General features: G+C 40.6%; 19 protein-coding genes. 16 read left to right on the forward strand and 3 right to left on the reverse strand.

Translation table 11 applies throughout. The annotated features are described in order from the left end of the window. Positions 1-7 precede the first annotated feature (7 nt). Positions 8-607, reverse strand: a complete 600-nt coding sequence (locus tag ATE92_RS06835) for a hypothetical protein (RefSeq protein ID WP_100802989.1) — start codon at positions 605-607, stop codon at positions 8-10. Beyond that, positions 604-1,428 carry a universal stress protein gene (locus tag ATE92_RS06840; RefSeq protein ID WP_100802990.1) on the reverse strand — a complete coding sequence of 275 codons (825 nt, stop codon included), beginning with the start codon at positions 1,426-1,428 and terminating at the stop codon, positions 604-606. The genes ATE92_RS06835 and ATE92_RS06840 overlap by 4 nt, the downstream gene beginning before the upstream one ends. 158 nt (positions 1,429-1,586) lie before the next feature. Here ATE92_RS06840 and rimP point away from each other — a divergent pair, with 158 nt between their 5' ends. From rimP to infB, 3 genes are read left to right on the forward strand one after another with little or no spacing between them, the layout of a single operon-like run. Further along, on the forward strand, positions 1,587-2,054 hold the full coding sequence (gene rimP, locus ATE92_RS06845; protein WP_100802991.1) for a ribosome assembly cofactor RimP: 468 nt from the start codon (positions 1,587-1,589) through the stop codon (positions 2,052-2,054). A gap of 8 nt (positions 2,055-2,062) precedes the next feature. Then, positions 2,063-3,295 (forward strand): transcription termination factor NusA, encoded by a 1,233-nt coding sequence (nusA, locus tag ATE92_RS06850; RefSeq protein ID WP_100802992.1) that lies wholly within the window; start codon positions 2,063-2,065, stop codon positions 3,293-3,295. Between the two features lie 58 nt (positions 3,296-3,353). Continuing rightward, positions 3,354-6,113 (forward strand): translation initiation factor IF-2, encoded by a 2,760-nt coding sequence (infB, locus tag ATE92_RS06855; protein WP_100802993.1) that lies wholly within the window; start codon positions 3,354-3,356, stop codon positions 6,111-6,113. A 75-nt stretch (positions 6,114-6,188) separates the two neighbouring features. Here infB and ATE92_RS06860 read toward each other — a convergent pair whose 3' ends face one another. Continuing rightward, the gene (locus ATE92_RS06860) at positions 6,189-6,584 is read right to left on the reverse strand and encodes an SPOR domain-containing protein (protein WP_100802994.1); all 396 of its coding nucleotides are present in this window, start codon (positions 6,582-6,584) and stop codon (positions 6,189-6,191) included. Positions 6,585-6,808: 224 nt separating this feature from the next. Between ATE92_RS06860 and ATE92_RS06865 the strand changes: the two genes are divergently transcribed. The 13 genes from ATE92_RS06865 (at position 6,809) to ruvA (ending at position 25,463) form a co-directional block, all read left to right on the forward strand. After that, complete coding sequence (locus tag ATE92_RS06865; protein ID WP_100802995.1) at positions 6,809-8,137, forward strand: c-type cytochrome; 1,329 nt, start codon at positions 6,809-6,811, stop codon at positions 8,135-8,137. 162 nt (positions 8,138-8,299) lie between these two features. Then, complete coding sequence (locus ATE92_RS06870) at positions 8,300-11,365, forward strand: TAT-variant-translocated molybdopterin oxidoreductase (protein ID WP_100802996.1); 3,066 nt, start codon at positions 8,300-8,302, stop codon at positions 11,363-11,365. Between the two features lie 27 nt (positions 11,366-11,392). Then, entirely contained in the window at positions 11,393-13,111 is a 1,719-nt protein-coding gene (nrfD, locus tag ATE92_RS06875; RefSeq protein ID WP_100802997.1) for an NrfD/PsrC family molybdoenzyme membrane anchor subunit, read from the forward strand. 4 nt (positions 13,112-13,115) lie between these two features. After that, entirely contained in the window at positions 13,116-13,652 is a 537-nt protein-coding gene (locus ATE92_RS06880) for a DUF3341 domain-containing protein (protein WP_100802998.1), read from the forward strand. A gap of 1 nt (position 13,653) precedes the next feature. Then, entirely contained in the window at positions 13,654-14,313 is a 660-nt protein-coding gene (locus ATE92_RS06885; RefSeq protein WP_100802999.1) for a cytochrome c, read from the forward strand. A gap of 29 nt (positions 14,314-14,342) precedes the next feature. Further along, positions 14,343-15,692 (forward strand): quinol:cytochrome C oxidoreductase, encoded by a 1,350-nt coding sequence (locus tag ATE92_RS06890; RefSeq protein WP_100803000.1) that lies wholly within the window; start codon positions 14,343-14,345, stop codon positions 15,690-15,692. A 24-nt stretch (positions 15,693-15,716) separates the two neighbouring features. Continuing rightward, positions 15,717-16,778: a cytochrome c oxidase subunit II gene (locus ATE92_RS06895; RefSeq protein ID WP_100803001.1), complete on the forward strand. Its 1,062-nt coding sequence runs from the start codon at positions 15,717-15,719 to the stop codon at positions 16,776-16,778. Positions 16,779-16,797: 19 nt separating this feature from the next. Then, positions 16,798-18,624, forward strand: coding sequence for a cbb3-type cytochrome c oxidase subunit I (locus ATE92_RS06900; RefSeq protein ID WP_100803002.1), 1,827 nt, complete (start codon positions 16,798-16,800; stop codon positions 18,622-18,624). Between the two features lie 84 nt (positions 18,625-18,708). Further along, positions 18,709-20,106, forward strand: coding sequence for an MATE family efflux transporter (locus ATE92_RS06905; RefSeq protein WP_100803003.1), 1,398 nt, complete (start codon positions 18,709-18,711; stop codon positions 20,104-20,106). 209 nt (positions 20,107-20,315) lie between these two features. Continuing rightward, entirely contained in the window at positions 20,316-21,338 is a 1,023-nt protein-coding gene (gene ruvB / locus ATE92_RS06910) for a Holliday junction branch migration DNA helicase RuvB (protein ID WP_100803004.1), read from the forward strand. A gap of 180 nt (positions 21,339-21,518) precedes the next feature. Next, a complete protein-coding gene (gene queG / locus ATE92_RS06915; RefSeq protein WP_100803005.1) occupies positions 21,519-22,442 on the forward strand; it encodes a tRNA epoxyqueuosine(34) reductase QueG in 924 nt (307 codons plus the stop codon). 61 nt (positions 22,443-22,503) lie between these two features. Continuing rightward, on the forward strand, positions 22,504-24,804 hold the full coding sequence (locus ATE92_RS06920; protein WP_100803006.1) for an NADP-dependent malic enzyme: 2,301 nt from the start codon (positions 22,504-22,506) through the stop codon (positions 24,802-24,804). 77 nt (positions 24,805-24,881) lie between these two features. Next, complete coding sequence (gene ruvA / locus ATE92_RS06925) at positions 24,882-25,463, forward strand: Holliday junction branch migration protein RuvA (RefSeq protein ID WP_100803007.1); 582 nt, start codon at positions 24,882-24,884, stop codon at positions 25,461-25,463.

Here is a 25,463-nt window from a genome sequence, read left to right on the forward strand (position 1 = left end):
TTCAACATTACCTGTTGAGGATGGGAATACTTTCGGTTAGCAGCCTCCACACATAACCCTGGTGATTGGTATTGTCTAAATCGAAAACCGAATAATACCGCAACACATTGTTATTATTTGTAGAATCTACTCTTATTGGAACCAAAGTGTCACTAAGGTGACTTTTATGAATTGCAAAACCGTTTACCACCTGTTTCCACTGGTTGTTTCTGAAAACATACACAAAATACTTTGTAAACGCAGGGTCTTTTAGTTTGGCGGATATTAACAAAACATCCCTGTCGAAACCTGGGAATTGCAGAGATTGTAAGGAAGCTCCGTAGGTTTCGGGAATTGCCAATTGAAAATTAGGTAGTTCTTCAAAAGCGATACGAGTGATTCCTTTTTCCATGTTCACCCCTTTTACATAGGCATAGAAAGGATCATCATCTCCATTAAAATTTGCAGTTATTGCACCCGGAGGAATCACCGGCGCAATAACAACCTCCTGTATAGGCTCTATAATTTCTTCATTGTTGGGACCAATAATATTTTCCTTAGGTTTTTGTGTTCCGGAGCCGCATCCGTAACAGCACAATAGGAAGCCAATTACTGCAAATCGAATCATCTAATTTTAAAAGTAATCACGGGCATATTGGCATGGTTTACCAAATCTTCACTAATGCTTCCGTTGAAAAAGTGTGAGAGCCCTTTACGGCCATGAGTACTCATGCCAATAAGTTGAGCACTAATATCTTTGGCAAAACTGAGAACTCCTTTCTCTACGGAGGTATCATTGTAAACATTCAACGTAAGGTTTTCATTAATTGCTCCTTTTACAAATTTCGACATCATTTCTTTAGATTCAGCACTTGTTCTGAAATCGGATGGAGTATTAATGTACAGCATATGAAGTCTTGCTCCTACAGCTTCTGCAAATTTTTGAGCTTCCTGGAAGCTATTGCGACATTCTTCCGAAAAATCGGTCGCAAACACGAAGTCGTCAATTTTAAAGTTAGGATGCTTATTTTTAATAACCAACACAGGAATTTTGGAGGTACGCACAACTTTTTCGGTATTGCTTCCAATAAACATTTCCTTGAACCCGCTTGCGCCATGAGATCCCATAATTATTAAATCGATTTTATTTTTTTCAACAGCCTCTCCAATGTCTTCATAAATTTCGGCATGACCAATTGCCTCTCTAATTTTTATTCCTTTTAAATAGGGAAGTTTAAAGAGTTCTCCAAAGTTTTTTTCAGCTAATTTTATAAAGTACAAAGATTCAGGCAAGCTTCCCGAGCCACCGGATGTAGTAAGGTGTAATGGCATTTCCAGAGAGTGTAATAAATAAATTTCGCTGTCGTGCTGTACTGCCATTTGCGCGGCTACTTTTAATGCATTTTCGGCTTGCGGAGAGAAATCCGTAGGGACTAAAATTCGTTTCATATAGTTACTAATTATTGGTTGATTTGTCAGTATTAAAGTACAAAATTAAAACGGGAGGGCGTCGCTTTTTTAATATTAAAATTTATAGTATATTTGCACCGAATTTGATACGTAACTAGCTGAGGGGACAAAAAAGTCCCCTCTTTTTATAGCTGAAAATGATGCGGGGGCAGGTAACACCACTTTTAGAACAAGCTTTAGCGAAAAATAAATCGTTGTTTTTAATTGATTTCAGTATCTCTGAAGCGAATCATATTCGCGTGATATTGGATGGTGATAACGGTGTTAGTGTTGAAGATTGTATCGCAGTTAGCAGAGAAATTGAACACAATATAGACAGAGAGGAATACGATTTCTCTCTCGAAGTGATGTCGGCCGGAGTATCGGAGCCTTTAACCTTGCCCAGACAATACAAGAAAAATGTGGGCAGAACGTTACAGGTAAAAACAAAGGCAGACGAAACAATAGAGGCTCAATTAACTGCTGTAACCGATGAGAATATTACACTTCAGTGGAAGGCACGCGAACCCAAACCGGTTGGAAAAGGAAAAGTAACAGTACAAAAAGAACTTGTACTGTCGTATTCAAATATTGTAGAAGCAAAAGTGATGATAACATTTAATTAGAGGATGATATGGAAAATTTAGCGTTAATCGATTCTTTTTCTGAATTTAAAGACGATAAACTGATAGACAGAGTAACGCTTATGGCGATACTGGAAGACGTTTTTAGAAACGCTTTAAAGAAAAAATACGGAAGCGATGATAATTTCGATATTATTATTAACCCGGACAAGGGGGATTTGGAAATTTGGAGAAACCGTATCGTTGTTGCCGATGGTGAGGTAGAAGACGATAACGCCGAAATCTCGTTGTCTGCTGCTCGCAAAATTGAACCCGATTTTGAAATTGGGGAAGATGTATCGGAAGAAGTGAAATTAATACATTTGGGACGTCGTTCCATTTTGGCGTTGCGTCAAAATTTAATTTCAAAAATTCACGAACACGACAATACCAACATTTACAAGCAGTTTAAAGAGCTTGAAGGTGAAATTTATACGGCCGAGGTACACCATATTCGCCATCGTGCGGTTATTTTACTGGATGATGATGGAAATGAAATAATCCTTCCAAAAGACAAACAAATACCTTCCGATTTTTTCAGAAAGGGAGACAATGTTCGCGGAATTATTGAAAGCGTTGAGTTAAAAGGCAACAAGCCAACTATTTTAATGTCGCGCGCAAGTCCGTTGTTCCTTGAAAAATTATTCGAGCAGGAAATCCCTGAAGTATTCGACGGATTAATTACTGTAAAAAAGGTAGTTCGTATTCCCGGAGAAAAGGCAAAAGTAGCAGTAGATTCTTACGACGATCGTATCGATCCGGTAGGTGCTTGTGTAGGTATGAAAGGATCTCGAATTCACGGAATTGTTCGCGAATTAGGGAATGAAAATATCGACGTTATTAATTACACCAACAACCTGAATCTGTTCATCACACGTGCCTTGAGTCCTGCGAAAGTTACTTCCATTAAAATCGATGAGGTGAAGAAAAGAGCCGAAGTGATTTTAAAACCTGAAGAAGTTTCTAAAGCGATTGGCCGTGGAGGTCACAATATTAGATTGGCAGGACAACTTACTGGGTACGAAATCGATGTACTGCGTGAAGGGGCCGAAGAAGATGTAGAATTACGTGAATTCTCCGATGAAATCGAAGAATGGATCATCGCCGAATTCCATAAAATTGGATTGGATACTGCAAAAAGTGTACTGGAACATGACATCAACGATTTGGTGAAACGTACAGATCTTGAAGAAGAAACCATCCAGGAAGTGATTAACATATTACGAGAAGAATTTGAAGAGTAGTTAGAAGTTTAATTACTTTTATCATTATATTAAAAGAATAACAGGAGAAAGCATTTTTATGGCTGAAGTAAAATCGATAAGGCTTAACAAAGTATTACGCGAATTCAATATCTCGTTGGATCGTGCCGTGGAATTTCTTAGTTCCAAAGGTCACGAAATAGAGGCACGTCCTACAACGAAGATTTCGAATGAAGAATATGAAATACTTTTTGAGGAATTCCAGACCGACAAGAGTAAGAAGATGGAATCCAAAGAGGTAGGTGAAGAAAAGCGTAAAGAGAAAGAAGAGCTGCGTTTGGCCAGGGAGCGGGAAATTGAAGAGAAGGAGAAAAAAGATGCAGCCCGTGTAATAAAAGCGGAAGTAAAATTAGACGGCCCAAAACAAGTTGGTAAAATTGATTTAGAGGCCAAAAACGCTAAAAAAGAAACAAAAGCTGAAACACCTGTTGCTGAAGAAAAGCCTGTAAAAGAAGAAAAACCTGTTAAAAAAGAGGCTCCGGTTGTAGAAGACAAGCCAAAGACTAAACCAGAGGTTGCTCAAAAGCCTGAAGTTGTTGCCAAAACCGAAACTCCTGCCAAGGAAGCCCCTAAAAAAGAAGAAGTAGTCGCTAAAAAGGAAGCTCCGAAAGCTGAAGAAGAAGCGCCTAAGGAATCTCAGGTGGTGGAAACCAATTACAAAAAATTAGACGGTCCCAATTTTACCGGAAAGAAGATCGACCTTACACAGTTTAAAAAGCCGGAAAAGAAAAAGATTGAAAAGAAAGACGATAAATCTGCTGCCGAAAAGAAAGGTCGTAGACGTCGTATCAGTAAAGAAGCTCCCAAAAATGGTGGCGGAAGTAACTTCAGAGATAATCGTGGTCCGGCGCGTAAAGGAATTGGCAGTCGTACCAATGTCCCTAAAGAAGAGCCCAGCGAAGAAGAAGTACAAAAGCAGGTTCGTGAGACTTTAGAAAAACTACAAGGAAAGTCGTCCAAAGGAAAAGGAGCCAAATACCGTAGAGAAAAACGAGATAGTCACCGTCAGAAATCGGAAGTTGAACTGGCACAACAGGAAGCCGATAACAAATTATTGAAACTTACCGAATTCGTAACGGTTAGTGAAGTGGCCACCATGATGGATGTCCCGGTAACACAGGTTATTTCAGCCTGTATGTCGCTGGGGATGATGGTAACCATGAATCAGCGTTTAGACGCCGAAACACTCTCGATTGTTGCCGATGAATTTGGCTTTGAAGTGGAATTTGTAACAGCCGACATTGAAGAGGCAGTTCAGGAAGAGGAAGATGCACCCGAAGATTTGGTGCCAAGAGCTCCAATTGTTACGGTTATGGGTCACGTAGATCACGGAAAAACATCCCTGCTGGATTATATTAGAAAAGAAAATGTAATTGCCGGTGAATCCGGAGGAATTACACAACATATTGGTGCCTATGGGGTACAATTGGAAAACGGACAAAAGATTGCCTTCTTAGATACACCGGGTCACGAAGCGTTTACCGCGATGCGTGCCAGAGGTGCTCAGGTAACCGATTTAGCAATTATTGTGGTTGCTGCCGATGATGATATCATGCCGCAAACCAAGGAAGCCATCAGTCACGCTCAAGCGGCCGGGGTTCCCATTGTATTTGCTATCAACAAAATAGACAAGCCTACCGCAAATCCTGAAAAAATTAAAGAAGGTTTGGCACAAATGAATCTATTGGTGGAAGACTGGGGTGGAAAAATCCAGTCGCACGATATTTCTGCGAAAACAGGTGAAGGTGTCCCCGAATTATTGGAAAAAGTATTACTGGAAGCCGAAATATTAGAATTAAAAGCCAATCCCGACCGTGGTGCTTATGGTACTGTGGTTGAAGCATTCCTGGACAAAGGACGTGGATATGTATCAACTATTCTGGTTCAAGGTGGAACTTTGAATATTGGAGATTATGTATTGGCAGGTAAAAACAGCGGGAAGGTAAAAGCCATGCACGATGAGCGTGGAAACAATGTAAAAGTGGCAGGTCCTTCTACTCCGGTTTCTATTTTGGGGTTAGACGGCGCACCACAGGCAGGAGACAAATTCAATGTTTTTGAAGACGAACGCGAAGCCAAAGCCGTGGCAACCAAACGTACACAATTACAAAGAGAACAATCTGTTCGTACACAACGTCATATTACACTTGACGAAATTGGACGTCGTATTGCGCTAGGTGAATTTAAAGAATTGAATATTATTCTGAAGGGTGACGTGGATGGTTCGGTTGAAGCATTAACCGATTCGTTCCAGAAATTGTCTACAGAAGAAATTCAGGTAAATATTATCCATAAGGCTGTTGGGCCTATTACCGAAAGTGATGTATTGTTAGCATCTGCTTCCGATGCTATTATTATCGGATTTAATGTACGCCCGATGGGGAATGCACGTCAGATAGCCGACAAGGAGGAAATCGATATCCGTATGTATTCTATTATCTACGACGCTATCAACGATCTGAAGGATGCGATGGAAGGGATGCTATCTCCTGAAATGAAAGAAGAAATTAACGGAACTGCCGAAATTAGAGAGACCTTTAAAATCTCTAAGGTGGGAACCATTGCAGGTTGTATGGTATTGAGCGGAAAGATTTTCAGAAGCTCCGGAATTCGATTGATTAGAGAAGGAGTTGTGGTGTTTACCGGAGAATTGGAATCCTTAAAACGATTTAAAGACGATGTAAAAGAAGTAGCCAAAGGATACGATTGTGGTATTCAGGTAAAAAACTACAACGACATCAAAGAAGGTGATATTATTGAAGCCTTCCAGGAAGTAGCCGTAAAGAAAAAGTTGAAATAATACTGCTGTTAAGAATAAAAAAAGCCGCTCGTTTGAGCGGCTTTTTTATTGGTCTATTTTGAAGAAATGTCGTCCTTATTTTCGACGTTCCGGCTTTAAGATAAAAGCCGAAGGAAAATTTCTCTGTATTTCTATCAAGGCTCTATCTGCTTCAATTCGCGATCCGAAACTGCCTGCCCACACTTTGTAATTGGGGGTTTCATATTCAATAGAGGCCGGCCAGGCACCGTAGGCTCCTCGGTATTTTTTTATCACATAATTTGCTTCACTTAATTCGCCGTAATACAACTGAATTGTATATCCGTCAGACAATTTATTTTCCTTCTCAAGTGACTTTTTAAGAGTTAATAACTGTGGTATTTTACTATCCTCATTCACCGTTACGGTGCCCTGTTGTCCAATAGCGACTTTCACGGAAAAAATAAGTAAAATACTGAAAATAAATAAGTTATATTTGTGTATGAAATTCATGAATTTTAGTCTTTGTTGCAAATGTAAACCATAATAACTATGGGAAGTGCAAAAATATTATTTAGAATAAATATAAATTAATCATTAACACTTTATTTGCATTTCTAAAATCGACTTTAAAGCGTACTTTTGTGCCGTTATTTATGGTGCGTTTTATAGGTAAGTAGCCAGTCCAATGGTAACCAATTACGTACCAAACTATTGACAATAATTCAACCATTAGTATGCAAAAGGTGAAATTACACAATCTACCCTCTCAATTGTCACTTCTTTTGTTGGCATTATTGCTAACTTTTTCTACCAATTTTTATGCGCAAGATGAAAGTGCTGCTTCCGCCGAAGTTGCTCCTAACGAAGTGATTCCTGCCGATGGAGTGGGTGACGTCGCCGCCGGAGAAGCTTTGTTTAAGGCTAATTGTGCTGCTTGTCATAAATTGGATAAAAAAGCAACCGGTCCTCTATTGCGCGGTGTTGCGTCTAAGTATGAAACTGACTGGCTTTACAGATGGATAAAGAACAGTCAGGATTTAGTAAAGGCAGGTGACCCTATCGCTGTTAAAATATTTGCTGAAAACAACAACTCGGTTATGACCGCCTTTCCGGCATTGTCTAATACCGATATAGATAATATTTTGGCCTACACAAGCCAACCCAAACCTGAGCCAACTGTTGCAGTTGTTCCAACCGGTACAGGTGGTGAAAGCAGCGGTGCTTCTAACGATATCATCTTAGGAGTGCTTATTTTGGTGTTTCTAATGTTGGTAATCATGTTGTTTTTGGTGACAAAAACACTCAAGAAAATTGCTACGGCCAACGGAGTTGCTTATCCCGAAAAAGAAGTGAGAACTCCTATATGGAGAACTTTTATTGAAAATCAATTTTTAGTGTTGGTAGCTTCAATTTTTCTTTTATTATCGGCAGGTTATTTTATGTACGGTTACTTTATGCAGGTAGGTATCGATCAGGGTTATGCGCCGGTACAACCTATTCACTATTCTCACAGAATACATGCCGGTGACAATCAGATAGATTGTAAATACTGCCATAGTTCGGCCAGAACAAGTAAGACTTCCGGGATTCCATCCTTGAATGTGTGTATGAATTGTCACAAAAATATCTCTGAAGTAGCTGAGGCAACTCAGGCGGAAGGTGCCGAATACGGGGTTGACTACAATAAAGAAATTAAAAAATTATACGACGCTGTTGGTTGGAATGAAGCAACACAAAGTTATACGGGTATCGAGAAACCGGTAAAATGGTTGCGTATTCACAACTTACCCGATTTTGCTTATTTCAATCACTCCCAGCACGTAACTGTAGCGGGAATTGAATGCCAGAAATGTCACGGGCCAGTGGAAGAAATGGAAGTGTTGGAGCAGTTTGCGCCCTTGACTATGGGATGGTGTATTAACTGCCACCGCGAGACCAATGTAAATCTTGCCGGTAACGAATACTACGAAAAAATTCACGAAGAGCTTTCAAAAAAATACGGAGTTGACAAGCTAACAATCGCTCAAATGGGTGGATTGGAATGTGGTAAATGTCACTATTAGCATGTAAAATGTTGTGTGTCGTTAAAAGTGCATAACGGATAGAAAAGAATTAGAATTGATAATAAAATAATTTTAGAAGTACGATTATAGATTTACGAAGGAAAACAAAATAACTAATTGACAAAATCGTAAATCTAAAATCTAAAATCGTAAATAATCAATATGGCATCAAACAAGAAATACTGGAAAAGTGTTGAAGAGCTTAACGAAAACAGCTCTATTGTTGAGACGCTACAACAGAATGAGTTTGTAGAACAAATCCCTACCGATAAGTTTTTGGGAGATAAGGAAGCATTGGAAGCTTCTTCAACAACACGTCGCGATTTCTTAAAATATGTTGGATTTACCACTGCTGCTGCTTCTTTGGCTGCCTGCGAAGGTCCGGTGATTAAATCCATTCCTTACGTTGTTGCTCCGGACGAGATAGTTCCTGGTGTTGCAAATTATTATGCCACTACCATGGCAGATGGATTCGACTTTGCCAACGTTTTGGTAAAAACCCGCGAAGGTCGTCCTATTAAAATTGAGCGTAACGATCTTTCCAAAACAGGGGGTGTTAATGCTCGTGTACATGCCTCAGTACTTTCGCTATACGATAAAAACAGATTACAGGCGCCACTTGTGGCAGGGAAAGAAGTTTCCTGGGAATCCTTCGATATCGAAATGGCCCGTAGAATGAATGAAATGAGTGGCCAGGATATCGTTTTGCTAACACAAACTTTTGCCAGTCCGTCTACTTCAAAATTAATTAAAGAATTTACCGCAAAATATGCCAATGTTCGTCATGTGGTATACGATACAGTTTCTTCAAGCGAAGCCTTGGATGCTTTTCAAACTAAATTTGGAACACGTGGTTTAGCCGATTACGATTTTGCGAAAGCTGAAGTTATTGTTTCGGTGGGAGCCGATTTCTTAGGAGACTGGCAAGGGGGAGGTTATGATGCAGGATACGCACAAGGTCGTGTTCCATCTACTTCAACCGGAAAAATGTCACGTCATATTCAGTTTGAAGCAAATATGACCCTATCGGGAGCAAAAGCAGACAAACGTGTGCCGGCAACTCCTTCCGAACAAAAGAAAATACTGGCAGCTTTAACCGGTAATGGAAGCGTTTCAGATCTTTCTGAAGCGATTCAAACCGCAGTAGCCAATGCTAAAAGTCAACTATCTGCTGCAGGAAATAAAGGAGTAGTCATTACGGGAATACCCGATGTGGCTGCTCAAACCATGGCCTTAAACTACAACGAAAGCAGTGTGGTTATCGATACAGCCAAGCCTAGAATGACGCGAATGGGAAACAGCGCCGAGGTGCTCGCCGTTATGAACGGTGTGGTTTCGGGGACTGTGAAAGGATTAATTACAGTAGGAGTAGATCCTATTTATTCGTTCCCAAATAACGCAGCCTTTGTTGAAGCCTATAAAAAATTAGATATGTCGCTTGCGTTCTCCATGAGAAAAGATGCAACGGCTTCTATGGCCCAAATGGTTGCTGCAACACCTCATTATCTGGAATCATGGGGAGATGCACAAATTAAGAAAGGATCTTTCAGTTTGATGCAACCTACTATTCGTCCGTTGTTTAACACCAGACAATTTCAGGATTGTTTGCTGAAATGGACCGGGAACCCAACAAATTATTACGATTATATTAAAGAGACCTGGGCTTCGGTATTAGGTTCCACTTCATGGAATAAAGCCTTACACGATGGTGTATTGGTAAGTGCTGCTGAAGTTATTATGGAAACTCCTGCTGCCGAAGGATCAATCGTTGAAGAAAGCAACACCTCCAACGGTGCGCTTTCAGCAAACATACAAGAAGGCGGATTTGAATTAACCTTATATACCAAAACTGCAATGGGTGATGGTTCTCAAGCCAACAACCCCTGGTTGCAGGAAATGCCCGATCCTCTTACCAGAGCATCCTGGGATAATTATCTAACCATTTCGGCGACCGATGCGAAAGCCAAAGGATTTGAAAATACGCATGTTGCTAACGGAGCCTTAAACGGAAGTTACGCCAATGTAAAAATGGGCGATGTGGTCCTTAAGAATGTACCTGTTATTATTCAGCCGGGACAGGCAAAAGGATCTGTTGGATTGGCTCTTGGATATGGAAAAACAGAAGGTATTCAAAAAGAAATGCAAACAGGTGTAAATGCCTATACCTTGTATAACAATTTTTCTACAGTTCAGAATGTAACGTTAGAAAAAGCAGCAGGCCTACATGAATTTGCATGTGTGCAATTGCATAATACCATGATGGGAAGGGATATTATTCGTGAAACTTCCCTTGAAATATTCAATTCTAAGAATGCCAAAGAATGGAATCCGATGCCAATGGTATCTAAGGATCACAAGGAAATTCCTGTGACCTCACCCGATGCCGATCTTTGGGAATCGTTCGATCGTTCGGTTGGACATCATTTCAACTTGTCTATAGACTTAAACGCATGTACCGGTTGCGGTGCCTGTGTAATTGCATGTAGTGCAGAAAACAACGTACCTGTTGTTGGAAAAACTGAAATTCGCAAGAGTAGAAGTATGCACTGGCTGCGTATTGACAGATATTATTCGAGTGAAGAATCGTTTACCGGAGATCTTGAAAAGAAAGAAGGTATTTCGGGTCTTGGAAGTTCTCTTTCAGAATTTGCCGAGTTAGAAGTGGCTTCAGAAAATCCTCAGGTAGCTTTCCAGCCACTTATGTGTCAGCACTGTAATCACGCACCATGTGAGACAGTATGTCCTGTAGCGGCAACATCTCACGGACGTCAGGGTCAGAATCAAATGGCGTATAACCGATGTGTGGGAACGCGTTACTGTGCCAACAACTGTCCGTATAAAGTACGTCGTTTTAACTGGTTCTTATACGCCGAAAACGATGAGTTCGATTACAATATGAATAACGATTTGGGCCGTATGGTATTGAACCCCGATGTGGTGGTTCGATCTCGTGGAGTAATGGAGAAGTGTTCTATGTGTATTCAGATAACCCAAAAAACTATTTTAGATGCCAAGCGCGACGGAAGAGCGATAAAGGATGGTGAATTCCATACCGCCTGTTCTTCTGCCTGCGATAAAGGAGCTATTAAATTTGGTGATGTAAATGACCATGATAGCGAAATCTTTGCATTGAAAAACGATAAGAGAATGTATCACTTACTGGAAGCTGTAGGTACAAAGCCCAACGTGGTGTACCAGACAATGGTAAGAAATACGAAAGAAGTTTAAACTAACTAAGAAATAGTAAATAAAGATATGGCGTCGCATTACGAAGCACCTATTAGAAAACCCTTAGTTTTAGGAGATAAGTCCTACCACGATGTTACTGTGGATGTGGCTGCGCCTGTTGAAGGTAAAGCCAACAGATCTTGGTGGATTGTGTTCACCATTGCCCTTGTAGCATTTTTATGGGGAATTGGATGTATTATCTATACCATTTCAACAGGAATTGGGGTTTGGGGATTAAATCCAACCGTAAACTGGGCTTGGGATATTACTAACTTTGTTTGGTGGGTAGGTATTGGTCACGCAGGAACCCTGATTTCGGCAGTACTTTTATTATTCCGTCAAAAATGGAGAATGGCTGTAAACCGTTCGGCAGAGGCTATGACCATCTTCTCTGTAATCCAGGCAGGTTTGTTTCCAATTATCCACATGGGTCGGCCATGGTTAGCGTATTGGGTACTACCCATTCCAAACCAATTTGGTTCGCTATGGGTTAACTTTAACTCTCCACTCCTTTGGGATGTATTTGCAATTTCAACGTATTTATCGGTTTCCTTGGTATTCTGGTGGACAGGGTTACTACCCGATTTTGCAATGATTCGTGATCGTGCAATTACACCTTTTACAAAAAGAGTATATAGCATTTTATCTTTCGGATGGAGTGGTCGTGCAAAAGACTGGCAACGATTTGAAGAAGTTTCCTTGGTATTGGCAGGCTTGGCAACACCACTCGTACTTTCGGTGCATACCATCGTATCTTTCGACTTTGCTACCTCGGTAATACCGGGATGGCATACCACCATTTTCCCGCCTTACTTTGTTGCGGGAGCAATTTTTTCGGGCTTTGCCATGGTAAATACCCTCCTTATAATTATGCGTAAGGTGTCCAATCTGGAAGATTATATAACCGTTCAGCATATCGAATTGATGAACATTGTAATTATGATTACAGGTTCTATTGTTGGAGTTGCTTATATCACCGAATTATTTATCGCCTGGTATTCAGGTGTGGAATACGAACAGTATGCCTTCTTAAATCGTGCCACCGGACCTTATTGGTGGGCGTATTGGGCTATGATGACATGTAACGTATTCTCTCCACAGTTTATGTGGTTTAAGAAATTACGTACCAGCATAATGTTCTCATTCTTTATTTCGATTGTGGTAAACATAGGAATGTGGTTTGAGCGTTTCGTAATTATTGTAACTTCATTACACCGTGATTACCTTCCGTCTTCATGGACTATGTTCTCACCGACATTTGTTGATATAGGAATCTTTATAGGAACTATTGGATTTTTCTTTGTATTGTTCTTATTATATGCAAGAACATTCCCGGTAATTGCTCAGGCTGAAGTTAAATCTATTCTGAAAGGCTCCGGAAGTAAGTACAAAAAGATGCGCGAACAACATGGCGACGATGTAAAATTGTACGATGATGTAAGGTCTTCAGTTAAATCGGAAGCAAAAACGCATAGTGGAGATAACTCAGAAAAAATTAAGAGTTTACTTAGCGCTATTGGAGCTTTCGACCCTGCAACGCAAACTCAGGACGATTTAAAACTTATAAGTGGTGTTGGTCCTGTAATGGAGGAAAAATTACACCAATTGGGTATTCATACCTTTGAGCAGGTGAGTAGAATGACCGATAGAGAATACGATTTATTAGACAGCATTATAGACGAGTTCCCCGGAAGAGCAAAACGCGACGATTGGGCAGGACAGGCAGCTAAACTTAAAAACAACTAGTAGTATGGCATCTAAAGTGATTCACGCTATTTATACAGATGACGACATCTTGATGCAGGCCGTTAAGCAAGTGCGCAGCGAGCATTATCATATCGATGAAGTCTATACACCCTTCCCGGTGCATGGGTTGGACAAAGCCATGGGCTTGGCAGATACACGTATTGCTATTACGTCCTTTTTATACGGATTGGTAGGATTAACAGTTGCCACAGTCATGATGAATTATATAATGATTCAGGATTGGCCTCAGGATATTGGAGGAAAACCAAGTTTCAGTTATATTGAAAATATGCCGGCCTTTGTGCCCATTATGTTCGAAATGACCGTATTCTTTGCGGCGCATTTAATGGTAATTACCTTTTATATGCGAAGCAAGCTTTGGCCTTTCAAAAAGGCTGAAAACCCCGATGTAAGAACAACCGATGATCACTTTTTGATGGTTGTAGACACAGGAAATCACGATATTGAAAAACTTTCAAAGTTTTTACACGATACAGGAGCATTGGAAATTAGTTTAATTGAAAATGAAGAAGACCACTAATATGAAAAACAGTATACACATAAGTATTGCCTTAGTTGCATCTGTACTAATGGTTTCTTGTTTTAACAATAATAAGCCTAACTACCAGTACATGCCTAATATGTACGAACCTGTTGGTTATGAAACCTATGGTGAGTATGAAGTGTTCCCGGGCATGCAGGAAGCAATGCTACCGGTTGCAGGTTCTATTCCTCGTGGATGGCAACCCTACGATTACGAAAATACAACAGCTGGATTGGAATTGGCAAGAGCTGAATTGAAAAATTCTTTAGAGGTTACTGAAGCAAATCTTGCAGCCGGAGCACAATTATATACTATTTACTGTGCAGTTTGTCATGGAGATAAAGGAGACGGACAGGGAATCTTGGTGGAACGCGAAAAGTTTCTTGGAATCCCAAGTTATGCCGATGCAGGAAGAAACATTACCGAAGGAAGTATTTACCACGTGCAAATGTACGGGTTAAACACCATGGGATCCTATGCTTCCCAAACCAACGAATTAGAGCGTTGGCAAATAACGCAACACGTTATGAATCTTAAGGCTGCATTAAAGGGTGAACCCGCGTTAACTGTGAAAACCGATTCGATCGCTGTGGTTCCAACAATGGTTACCGATACTATACCTTCTGAAATGTCAACCACTTCAGGAGAACAACATTAATTAAGGAATAAAAGAGAATAGCTAAAGATATGTATACGCTACCAAATAAATTAAAACTGTTTGCAATCATTTTTATGGTGGTTGGGGCCCTTGGTATCCTTACCGGTTTTCTAACCACACCCGGCTCTACTGCCGAAGTAAAAGAAATGATGGCAAGTCATGGCGACGGTCATGGTGAGACTCATTCTGTAGCTGCAGTTGACACTGATGAAAGTCACGCTGTAAATGCAGAGCATAATGGAGGTCACGACGAAAATGCCGCAGATAGTGAAGAAGAGCATTTAAAGCATACCTTGCACCAAATGCAAAACAGACCCTGGTCTGCCTTATATATTGCTGCCTTTTTCTTCTTTATGATTGCCTTAGGAACACTCGCATTTTATGCGATTCAGTGGGCTTCGCAGGCAGGCTGGTCTCCGGTACTGTATAGAGTTATGGAAGCTATTACTGCCTATTTGGTTCCCGGCGGAATTATCATGTTTGTTTTACTGGCACTTTCCGGATTTCATATAAATCATCTGTTCGTATGGGCCGACCCCGATGTAGTAGCACATGATAAATTATTACAAGGAAAAGCAGGTTGGTTAAACGGAACAGCTGTACTTATTAGAGCGGCTATCTTTTTAGGAGGATGGATGTTATATCGTCATTTCGCAGTAAAATTTTCGAGAAAGAGTGATGAAACAACCGACAACAAATGGTTTAAGAAAAGCTTTAAAATTTCTGCAGGGTTCTTAGTATTCTTTATATATACCGAATCGATCATGTCCTGGGATTGGCTTATGAGTTTCGATCCGCATTGGTTTAGTACCTTGTTTGGATGGTATGTATTTGCTGGGATGATGGTTTGCGCATTTACAGTGATTGCCATGATAACCATATATTTAAAATCGAAAGGATATCTTGAATTTGTAAATAACAGCCATATTCATGATATGGGGAAATGGATGTTTGCCTTTAGTATTTTCTGGACCTACCTATGGTTCTCACAATTCATGCTAATCTGGTATGCAAACATTCCTGAAGAGGTAACCTATTTTGTAACCCGAATAGAAGATTTTAAATTGCCATTCTTCGGGATGTTGGCGATGAACTTTGTGTTTCCCGTGTTGTTATTAATGAACAGCGATTACAAACGTGTTAATTGGTTTGTAATATTAACAGGAATTGTAATACTCGCCGGACATTATATTGATGTCTATTTAATGGTTACACCTGGAACCGTTGGTACATCTTGGTATATTGGAATACCCGAAATTGGATCTTTGCTGTTTTTCTTTGGATTGTTTGTGTTTGTTGTCTTTTCGGCACTTACAAAAGCACCATTATTGGTTAAAAACAATCCATTTGTTAAGGAAAGTAAGAATTATCATTATTAATTAATTAGTTAGAGACAGATAACGATGACCGCATTTTTAGTTGTATTAGTAATCATTCTTTTTGGAGTTGCAATCTGGCAAATGGGTAAGATATTTGAAATGTCTAAATCCAAGCAAACAGATACTTCCGAAATAGCTTCCGAAAAGGACAATAACATTAATGGATGGTTAATGTTAGGCTTCGTACTTTTTATGTATGTAATCCTTGCCGTATGTTTTTGGAAATGGTTCGACGTATTATTGCCTGAAGCAGCCTCAGAACACGGATTGGAAATCGATCAGTTAATGCTTATTTCCATGATTCTGATCTTTTTTGTTGGAATTGTAACACAATGGTTATTGCATTATTTCGCTTTTCAATATCGCGGAGACAGACCGAGAAAGGCACTATTTTTTGCCGATAACGACAAGCTTGAGTTTATCTGGACCATTATCCCGGTAATTGTTTTAGCGGGTCTTATTATTTACGGATTGTTTACCTGGACAGATATTATGAATGTCGATACCGAAGATGATCCTATGGTGGTCGAATTATACGCTTATCAATTCGATTGGAGAGCAAGATATAGTGGAAAAGATAACACGCTGGGTGAGGCCAATGTTCGATTAATTGAAGGCGTTAATCAATTGGGTGTGGATGCTTCCGATCCTAATGCTCAGGACGATGTGGTTGTAAATGAATTGCACTTACCGGCAGGCAGAAAAATAATATTTAAGATCAGATCGCAGGATGTATTACATTCAGCTTATATGCCACACTTCCGTGCACAAATGAACTGTGTTCCCGGAATGATTACTCAATTTGCTTTTACACCTACAATTACTACCGAAGAGATGCGGCAGAATGATGTTATTGTTGCCAAAGTGCGAAAGATTAATGAAATAAGAAGAAAGAAAAGTATTGATTTGGCCGCTAAAGGAGAAGAGGCATTAGAACCATACGAATTTGATTATATGCTGCTGTGTAATAAGATTTGTGGAACCAACCACTACAATATGCAGATGAAAATTGTAGTTGAAACAGAAGAAGAGTACAATGCCTGGATGGCACAACAGGCTACTTTGGCCGAAGCTCTTAAACAATAATAAAATAGCTTAAAAAGATATGTCAGCACACGCACACGACCACGCAGAAGATCACCACGACGATCACGGGCATCATCATAAAGAGACGTTTGTTACTAAATACATCTTTAGCCAGGATCATAAAATGATTTCTAAACAATACCTTGTAACAGGATTGTTTATGGGAATTATTGGTATTGCCATGTCGCTATTATTTAGAATGCAATTGGCATGGCCCGAGCACGAATTTACCATTTACGAAGTTTTGTTGGGTAAATGGGGAGAAGGCGGAGTTATGGATCCTAGTGTTTATTTGGCATTAGTGACCATTCACGGAACCATCATGGTATTCTTCGTTCTTACCGCCGGTTTGAGTGGTACGTTTAGTAACCTGCTTATTCCTTTGCAAATTGGAGCCCGTGATATGGCGTCCGGTTTCTTAAATATGATTTCTTACTGGTTGTTCTTTTTATCCAGTGTGTTTATGGTACTATCTCTTTTTGTTGAGGCAGGACCTGCGTCAGCTGGATGGACAATCTATCCGCCGTTAAGCGCATTGCCACAAGCTATTCCCGGTTCAGGAACTGGGATGACGTTATGGTTGGTTTCTATGGCTATCTTTATTGCTTCCTCTTTATTAGGAGCTTTAAATTATATTGTAACCGTATTGAACTTGCGTACCAAGGGTATGTCTATGACTCGCCTTCCTTTAACTATTTGGGCGTTCTTTGTTACAGCAATTATTGGTGTTGTTTCCTTCCCTGTTTTACTTTCAGCAGCCTTAATGTTGATTATGGACAGAAGTTTTGGGACTTCCTTCTTCCTCTCCGATATATATATCGCTGGAGAGGTGTTACACAATCAAGGGGGTTCTCCGGTATTGTTTGAACATTTATTCTGGTTCCTTGGACATCCCGAAGTATATATTGTAATTCTTCCGGCGATGGGTCTTGTTTCCGAGATTATGGCCACCAACTCCCGAAAACCTATTTTTGGTTATAGGGCGATGGTTGCATCCATACTCGCGATTGCATTCCTATCTACAATTGTATGGGGTCACCATATGTTTGTAACAGGGATGAATCCTTTCTTAGGATCAGTCTTTACCTTTACAACCTTGTTAATTGCAATCCCTTCAGCTGTAAAAGCATTTAACTGGATTACAACCTTGTGGAAGGGAAATCTCCAAATGAACACAGCCATGCTGTTTTCTATTGGGTTTGTTTCTACGTTTATTTCAGGAGGATTAACAGGAATTATTCTGGGGGATAGTGCCTTGGATATTAACGTACACGACACCTACTTTGTGGTAGCTCACTTCCACTTGGTAATGGGTATTTCAGCCTTATATGGGCTGTTTGCCGGAGTGTATCATTGGTTCCCTAAAATGTTTGAAAGCAGGATGATGAATAAAAACCTGGGATACGTGCATTTTTGGGTAACAGCGGTAGGTGCCTACGGAATTTTCTTCCCAATGCACTTCATTGGTATGGCAGGTTTACCCAGACGTTATTACACCAACACCAACTTCCCATACTTCGATGATTTAGCTGATGTGAATGTGGTAATTACCATTTTTGCTATTATTACTGCGGCAGCGCAGCTGGTATTCTTATACAACTTTATCCACTCTATGTTTTACGGAAAAAAAGGACCTAAGAACCCTTGGAATTCCACTACCTTAGAATGGACTGCCGAAATAAAGCACATTCACGGAAACTGGGATGGTCCAATTCCACACGTTCACAGATGGTCTTACGATTATAGTAAGATGAACAAAGACGAAACCGATTATGTAATTCCGGGTCAGGATTTTGTACCACAACACATTCCCTTGCAGGAACACGAAGAAGAAATGCAGCATTAAAACATGTAATTCTTTAAAAATAAAACAAAAACCCTTTCATTTCTGAAAGGGTTTTTGTTTTATTTTAGCAGTCTTTGTTTTAGTATGGGAGCTACAATAAAAAAAATAGTCAAGCATTTCACTACGGCAGTAACCGGAAAACAACAAGACTTTACTTCAGGGAGTATTCGGAAAGCAATATTTATGCTTTCAATTCCTATGATTCTCGAAATGATGATGGAATCCATCTTCTTCCTCGTAGATGCTTATTTTGTTTCAAGTTTGGGTCCGGATGCAATCGCGACAGTTGGTCTAACCGAATCTGTACTTACACTGGTGTATGCCATAGCTATTGGATTGAGTATGGGTGTAACGGCAATTGTTGCCAGGCGAACCGGTGAGGGAAACATTGATGCAGCTTCTCAGGCTACTGTCCAATCCATTTTTTTAGGAATTGCCGTCGCCGCAATTGTCGGCGCTATAGGTATTGTCTACCCAAAAGAAATTTTAAGCCTCATGGGTGGTAGTACGGAGTTGGTGGAAAGCGGTTACAGATATACGCAAATTTTACTTGGCGGAAACGTAACCATCATGCTACTTTTCTTGATTAATGCTGCATTTAGAGGTGCCGGTGATGCTTCGGTAGCTATGAAGGTATTAATTGTCTCCAATTTGCTCAACATTGTATTAGATCCCCTTTTTATTTTTGGGTGGGGTCCGGTTCCTGCGTTTGGTGTAGCAGGGGCCGCCATTGCAACAACTATTGGAAGAGGAATTGGCGTGATAATCCAATTGTTAATCTTAATCCTTGGCTGGAGCCGAATTAAAATAGGAATAAAATACTTTGTCTTTAAAGCGAAAATCATGCTCAATTTGATCAAGGTCTCTTTGGGCGGAATAGGTCAGTTTATCATAGGAACTTCCAGCTGGGTTTTTTTAATGCGAATTATGGCCGAATTCGGAAGCGAGGCATTGGCCGGATATACCATTGCCATTCGTGTTCTTATGTTTACCATGATGCCGGCATGGGGAATGAGCAATGCTGCCGCGACTCTGGTGGGTCAGAATTTAGGAGCTAAGCAACCCGAAAGAGCCGAAACTTCGGTATGGAAAACAGGAAAATACATCGCTGTATTTATGATAATTGTTTCGGTGTTCTATTTGATTTTTGCCGAAGTAATTATAAAAATATTCAGTGATGATAGCTCGGTCATCGAATTTGGCGCTTTGAGCCTTCGAGTCATTGCAGCCGGTTATGTATTTTATGCATACGGCATGGTAGTAATTCAATCTTTTAACGGTGCGGGCGATACCAAAACGCCCACAATCATTAATTTTTTCTGTTTTTGGCTGTTTCAATTACCCTTTGCGTACCTCACGGCAATTATGCTGGATTGGGGAGCATTGGGGGTGTTACTCGCCATCACTACTGCCGAAATACTTATCGCCATTATTGGGATTATCTGGTTCAAAAAGGGGAAGTGGAAATTGGTAGAGGTATGATTAATTATCTTTTCGTATTTTCATAATACGTAATTGTACGTATTGCATAGCCATCAGTCAATTATTAATTTTAATCATATTGATTAAAATGTCGGTACCTCAGGGGAGAATATCGGCATCAAGGCCGCAATTTAATTTGCGGCTTTGTTTTTTAAATTGAGCTTTACATTTCTAACAAATGGTAGCTCATTCATTTGTATATTTGTGATATGAACGAACACCTGAATCCTGCCGGAGAAGATTTAAGCCCTCAGGAGCTTGAAATTGAGAAGAAATTACGCCCCTTAAGCTTTGAAGATTTTACGGGACAGGATCAGGCACTGGAGAATCTCCAAATTTTTGTTCAGGCGGCAAATCTTCGCGATGAAGCCTTAGATCATACCTTATTTCACGGCCCGCCGGGATTGGGAAAAACAACCTTGGCGCATATCCTTGCAAACGAATTACAGGTAGGAATAAAAGTGACTTCCGGACCCGTTCTGGATAAACCGGGCGATTTAGCCGGCTTACTTACCAATCTCGAAGAAAGGGATGTACTCTTTATTGATGAAATCCACCGTTTGAGCCCTATAGTGGAAGAATACCTCTATTCGGCTATGGAAGACTATAAAATTGATATTATGATCGAGTCGGGCCCCAATGCACGCTCGGTTCAAATTAATTTAGCACCTTTTACACTAGTTGGAGCTACTACCCGTTCGGGATTGCTAACGGCACCTATGCGGGCACGTTTCGGGATTTCTTCCCGATTACAGTACTATACCACCGAATTATTAACCACCATTGTACAGCGCAGCGCAGGAATTCTAAAAGTTCCCATTACCATGGAAGCGGCCATCGAAATTGCAGGACGAAGCCGTGGAACCCCGCGTATTGCTAATGCCCTTTTACGCAGAGTGCGTGATTTTGCACAAATTAAAGGAACCGGAAATATTGACATCAAAATAGCCAAGTATAGCTTAGAAGCCTTGCACGTGGATGCACATGGCCTGGACGAAATGGACAATCGCATCTTAAAAACCATTATCGATAAATTTAAAGGGGGCCCAGTAGGCATTTCCACTTTGGCAACCGCTGTTTCTGAAAGTAGTGAAACCATTGAAGAGGTATACGAACCTTTTCTAATTCAGCAAGGATTTATTATGCGAACCCCTCGTGGACGCGAAGTAACCGAAGCTGCCTACAAACATTTGGGGCGTGTAAAAGGTGGAATACAAGGCGGTTTGTTTTAAAAAAAGAGTCCCCGAGCGCCGTCGAGGGTTTTTTTTGGCAACTTACTAATTCGATATCGCCTGCGCGCGACCAGACATAAAAATGTCAAATTCAAAAAAATACGACTACCCTACCCAAACTTCGGTGGACTAGTGAGACCCCCTGTCGATATGAATGTTAGTTTTACCGAAAGATAGCAAGTGAACTCGAAAACAAAACATACCGCTCTCATCAAAGCTGAAGCCAAACGCCTCGGTTTTCTTTCATGTGGTATTAGCAAGGCCGAATTTTTGGAAGAAGAAGCCCCTAGACTTGAAAAGTGGTTGCGCAATGGGATGCAGGGGGAAATGAGTTATATGGAAAATCATTTCGACAAAAGACTCGATCCTACCAAACTCGTCCCGGATTCTAAAAGTGTGATTTCATTATTGCTTAATTATTTTCCTTCGGAAACTCAAGATGAGGCATCCTATAAAATTTCGAAATACGCCTACGGAACCGATTATCACTTTGTGATTAAGGACAAACTGAAACAATTATTAGCCTTTATTTCTGAAGAAATTGGTGATGTTCATGGACGTGCCTTTGTAGATTCAGCCCCGGTTTTGGACAAGGCATGGGCAGCGAAGAGTGGTCTGGGATGGATGGGAAAACACAGTAATTTGTTGACCAAGCAGGTGGGTTCTTTTTATTTTATTGCCGAATTAATTGTGGATCTCGATTTGGAGTACGACAGGCCGGTGACAGATCACTGCGGGGCATGTACAGCCTGTATCGATGCCTGTCCCACCGAAGCCATTATTGCGCCCTATGTTGTGGATGGCAGCAAATGCATCAGTTATTTTACCATCGAACTTAAAAATGAAATTCCTTCAAATGTTCGCGGACAATTTGACGACTGGGTGTTCGGCTGCGATGTATGTCAGGATGTTTGTCCCTGGAATCGCTTCAGTAAAAGTCATAACGAGCCCCTCTTTAACCCGAATCCCGAGTTGCTTTCCATGACCAAAAAGGATTGGGAAGAAATCACTGACGAAGTGTTTCAGAAATTATTCAAAAACAGTGCAGTACAACGCACCAAATTTTCAGGATTGCAGCGAAACATAAACTTCCTGAAAGATTAACTGCTAATATTTCCTACTTTCAGCTATCCTTTTACCTTTGTAAATACCATTCAGTAAAATTATGAGCAAACAAAGTAAACGCCGCGAAGCCCTACTATATCACGCCAAACCAAAGCCGGGAAAAATTCAGGTGGTGCCTACCAAGAAATACGCTACCCAGCGAGATCTTTCACTGGCATATTCACCCGGCGTAGCAGAACCTTGTCTAGAAATAGAAAAAGACGTGAAGAATGTCTACAAATACACGGCAAAAGGAAATCTGGTTGCCGTTATTTCAAACGGAACTGCCGTATTGGGGCTGGGAAATATAGGCCCCGAAGCCTCCAAACCTGTGATGGAAGGGAAGGGATTACTATTTAAAATATTTGCCGATATAGATGTTTTCGATATTGAAGTGGGTACCGAAGATATCGATGAATTTGTTGCGACTGTTAAAAACATAGCGCCCACCTTTGGCGGGATAAACTTAGAAGATATAAAGGCTCCTGAAGCCTTCGAAATAGAACGTCGCTTAAAAGAAGAATTGGATATTCCTGTAATGCACGACGATCAGCATGGTACGGCTATCATTTCGGCGGCAGCCCTATTAAACGCACTGGAAATTACCAAAAAGAAGATAAAAGATGTCTCTATTGTGATTAGTGGTGCGGGTGCAGCTGCGGTTTCCTGCACCCGATTGTATAAAGCATTTGGTGCTAAGGCAGAAAATATTGTGATGCTGGACAGCACGGGGGTGATTCGGAAAGACCGTGAAAATCTTTCCGTAGAAAAAACCGAATTCGCGACCTCCCGAAAAATTGACACCCTGGAACAGGCGATGAAAAAGGCCGACGTTTTTGTAGGGCTTTCCATTGCCAATATAGTAACGCCACAAATGCTGAAAAGTATGGCAAAGAACCCAATTGTCTTTGCGATGGCAAATCCCGATCCCGAAATTGAATACGATGTAGCCGTGAAAACCCGTGAGGATATTATAATGGCCACCGGGCGAAGCGATCATCCTAATCAGGTGAACAATGTGCTGGGTTTCCCGTTTATATTCAGAGGGGCGTTAGATGTTCGTGCTACCAAAATTAACGAAGCCATGAAAATGGCCGCGGTAAAAGCATTGGCCGATTTGGCAAAACAACCTGTACCCGAACAGGTGAATATCGCTTATGGCGAAACAAAATTGAATTTTGGCAAGGAATATATTATTCCCAAACCATTCGATCCAAGATTGATTGCCACGGTTCCACCGGCAGTAGCGAAAGCTGCCATGGAGAGTGGTGTGGCTACCGAACCCATAACCGATTGGGAAAAATACAAGGATGAACTATACGAACGTATGGGTAGTGACAATAAGATTGTCCGCCTGTTGGTAAGTCGCGCAAAGACAAATCCGAAGCGAATAGTTTTTGCCGAAGCAGATCATTTGGATGTTTTAAAAGCGGCTCAGATTGTACATGAGGAAGGAATTGGATTTCCTATTTTGTTAGGCAGAAAAGAGGTCATTCTCGATTTGATGCAACAAATAGATTTTGAAGCGGATGTTACTATTATAGATACTAAGGGAGACGAGCAAACAGAAACCTTAAACGGTTACGCAGAACGTTTTTGGCAACGCCGAAGACGTAGTGGAATTACCTTATACGCAGCGCAAAAGCTGATGAGGGAGCGTAATTATTTTGCGGCAATGATGGTAAATGAAGGAGATGCCGATGCGATGATTTCGGGATATTCCCGTTCGTATCCTTCGGTAGTGCGACCTGTTCTGGAAACTATCGGTAGGTTTGAAGGGGTAACCAAGGTGGCTACAACCAATTTAATGTTGACAAAGCGTGGTCCGTTATTCCTTTCAGATACTTCAATAAATATCGACCCTACCGCAAAGGAACTTGCAAAAATTGCCCAAATGACCAACTACACCATGAAGATGTTTGGTTTGGACCCTGTGATTGCGATGATATCCTATGCCAATTTTGGATCTTCCAAGGATCCACATGCTACCAAAGTGCGGGAAGCAGTCGAATTGTTGCACAAATCGAATCCCGATATGATTATAGACGGAGAATTACAAACCGATTTTGCATTGAATCCGGAAATGCTAAAGCAAAAGTTTCCTTTTTCGAAACTGGCGGGCAAAAAGGTAAACGCATTGATATTCCCTAATTTAGATTCGGCAAACAGTAATTATAAACTACTGAAAGAGCTCAATAATGTGGAGTCTATAGGTCCTATTATGCTGGGTATGAGAAAGCCTGTGCATATTCTTCAGTTGGGAGCGAGCGTAGAAGAAATTGTAAATATGGCTGCGGTTTCGGTTGTCGATGCACAACAAAAAGAAAAACGGGAAAGAGAACTGGCAAAGACAAAGAAGTAGTAGTGATTTTCATATTTTCAAGCGTGGCGACTACAAATAATTATACTATATTTGAGCCATTAACTTTTTATTAACGAATGATTACCCACATTGAGGGCAGACTTGTAGAGAAAAATCCGACGGATGTTGTTATAGACTGTAATGGGGTAGGGTATTTAATACATATTTCGTTACATACATTTTCCAAACTCCCCGCAGGTGAAAATGTAAAACTATACACACATTTGCAGATTCGTGAAGATGCTCATACATTGTACGGGTTTTCAGGAGTTACGGAACGTGAGATATTTAGATTGTTACTATCCGTTTCGGGGGTTGGGGCAAATACCGCGAGAACCATGTTATCGTCATTGTCCCCTCAGCAGGTAACCGAAGCAATTGCTTCAGAAGATGTAGTAACAATTCAGTCTGTAAAAGGGATAGGTTTGAAAACAGCGCAGCGCGTTATTTTAGACTTAAAAGATAAAATTTTAAAAGTATACGGTTTGGAAGATGTTTCTGCCGTTTCGAGCAATACGAATAAAAATGAAGCGTTATCTGCTTTGGAGACATTAGGCTTTGCTCGAAAACAAGCTGAAAAGGTATGCGACAAGATTGTTCAGCAAAACCCTGATGCTACGGTGGAAATGATTATAAAACAAGCTTTAAAAAATTTGTAA

Origin of the sequence: Ulvibacter sp. MAR_2010_11 (genome assembly GCF_002813135.1) — a bacterium.
Classification (GTDB): Bacteria; Bacteroidota; Bacteroidia; order Flavobacteriales; family Flavobacteriaceae; genus Altibacter.

Bases quoted from the DNA above. Each gene is read 5' to 3' on its own strand.
- ATE92_RS06885 (WP_100802999.1), top strand. From the start codon at position 13,654: ATGAAAAACAGTATACACATAAGTATTGCCTTAGTTGCATCTGTACTA.
- ATE92_RS06900 (WP_100803002.1), top strand. From the start codon at position 16,798: ATGTCAGCACACGCACACGACCACGCAGAAGATCACCACGACGATCAC.
- ATE92_RS06895 (WP_100803001.1), top strand. From the start codon at position 15,717: ATGACCGCATTTTTAGTTGTATTAGTAATCATTCTTTTTGGAGTTGCA.
- ruvA (WP_100803007.1), top strand. From the start codon at position 24,882: ATGATTACCCACATTGAGGGCAGACTTGTAGAGAAAAATCCGACGGAT.
- nrfD (WP_100802997.1), top strand. From the start codon at position 11,393: ATGGCGTCGCATTACGAAGCACCTATTAGAAAACCCTTAGTTTTAGGA.
- ATE92_RS06835 (WP_100802989.1), bottom strand. From the start codon at position 607: ATGATTCGATTTGCAGTAATTGGCTTCCTATTGTGCTGTTACGGATGC.
- ruvB (WP_100803004.1), top strand. From the start codon at position 20,316: ATGAACGAACACCTGAATCCTGCCGGAGAAGATTTAAGCCCTCAGGAG.
- ATE92_RS06905 (WP_100803003.1), top strand. From the start codon at position 18,709: ATGGGAGCTACAATAAAAAAAATAGTCAAGCATTTCACTACGGCAGTA.
- ATE92_RS06840 (WP_100802990.1), bottom strand. From the start codon at position 1,428: ATGAAACGAATTTTAGTCCCTACGGATTTCTCTCCGCAAGCCGAAAAT.
- ATE92_RS06880 (WP_100802998.1), top strand. From the start codon at position 13,116: ATGGCATCTAAAGTGATTCACGCTATTTATACAGATGACGACATCTTG.
- nusA (WP_100802992.1), top strand. From the start codon at position 2,063: ATGGAAAATTTAGCGTTAATCGATTCTTTTTCTGAATTTAAAGACGAT.
- ATE92_RS06870 (WP_100802996.1), top strand. From the start codon at position 8,300: ATGGCATCAAACAAGAAATACTGGAAAAGTGTTGAAGAGCTTAACGAA.
- rimP (WP_100802991.1), top strand. From the start codon at position 1,587: ATGATGCGGGGGCAGGTAACACCACTTTTAGAACAAGCTTTAGCGAAA.
- infB (WP_100802993.1), top strand. From the start codon at position 3,354: ATGGCTGAAGTAAAATCGATAAGGCTTAACAAAGTATTACGCGAATTC.
- ATE92_RS06890 (WP_100803000.1), top strand. From the start codon at position 14,343: ATGTATACGCTACCAAATAAATTAAAACTGTTTGCAATCATTTTTATG.
- ATE92_RS06860 (WP_100802994.1), bottom strand. From the start codon at position 6,584: ATGAATTTCATACACAAATATAACTTATTTATTTTCAGTATTTTACTT.
- ATE92_RS06920 (WP_100803006.1), top strand. From the start codon at position 22,504: ATGAGCAAACAAAGTAAACGCCGCGAAGCCCTACTATATCACGCCAAA.
- ATE92_RS06865 (WP_100802995.1), top strand. From the start codon at position 6,809: ATGCAAAAGGTGAAATTACACAATCTACCCTCTCAATTGTCACTTCTT.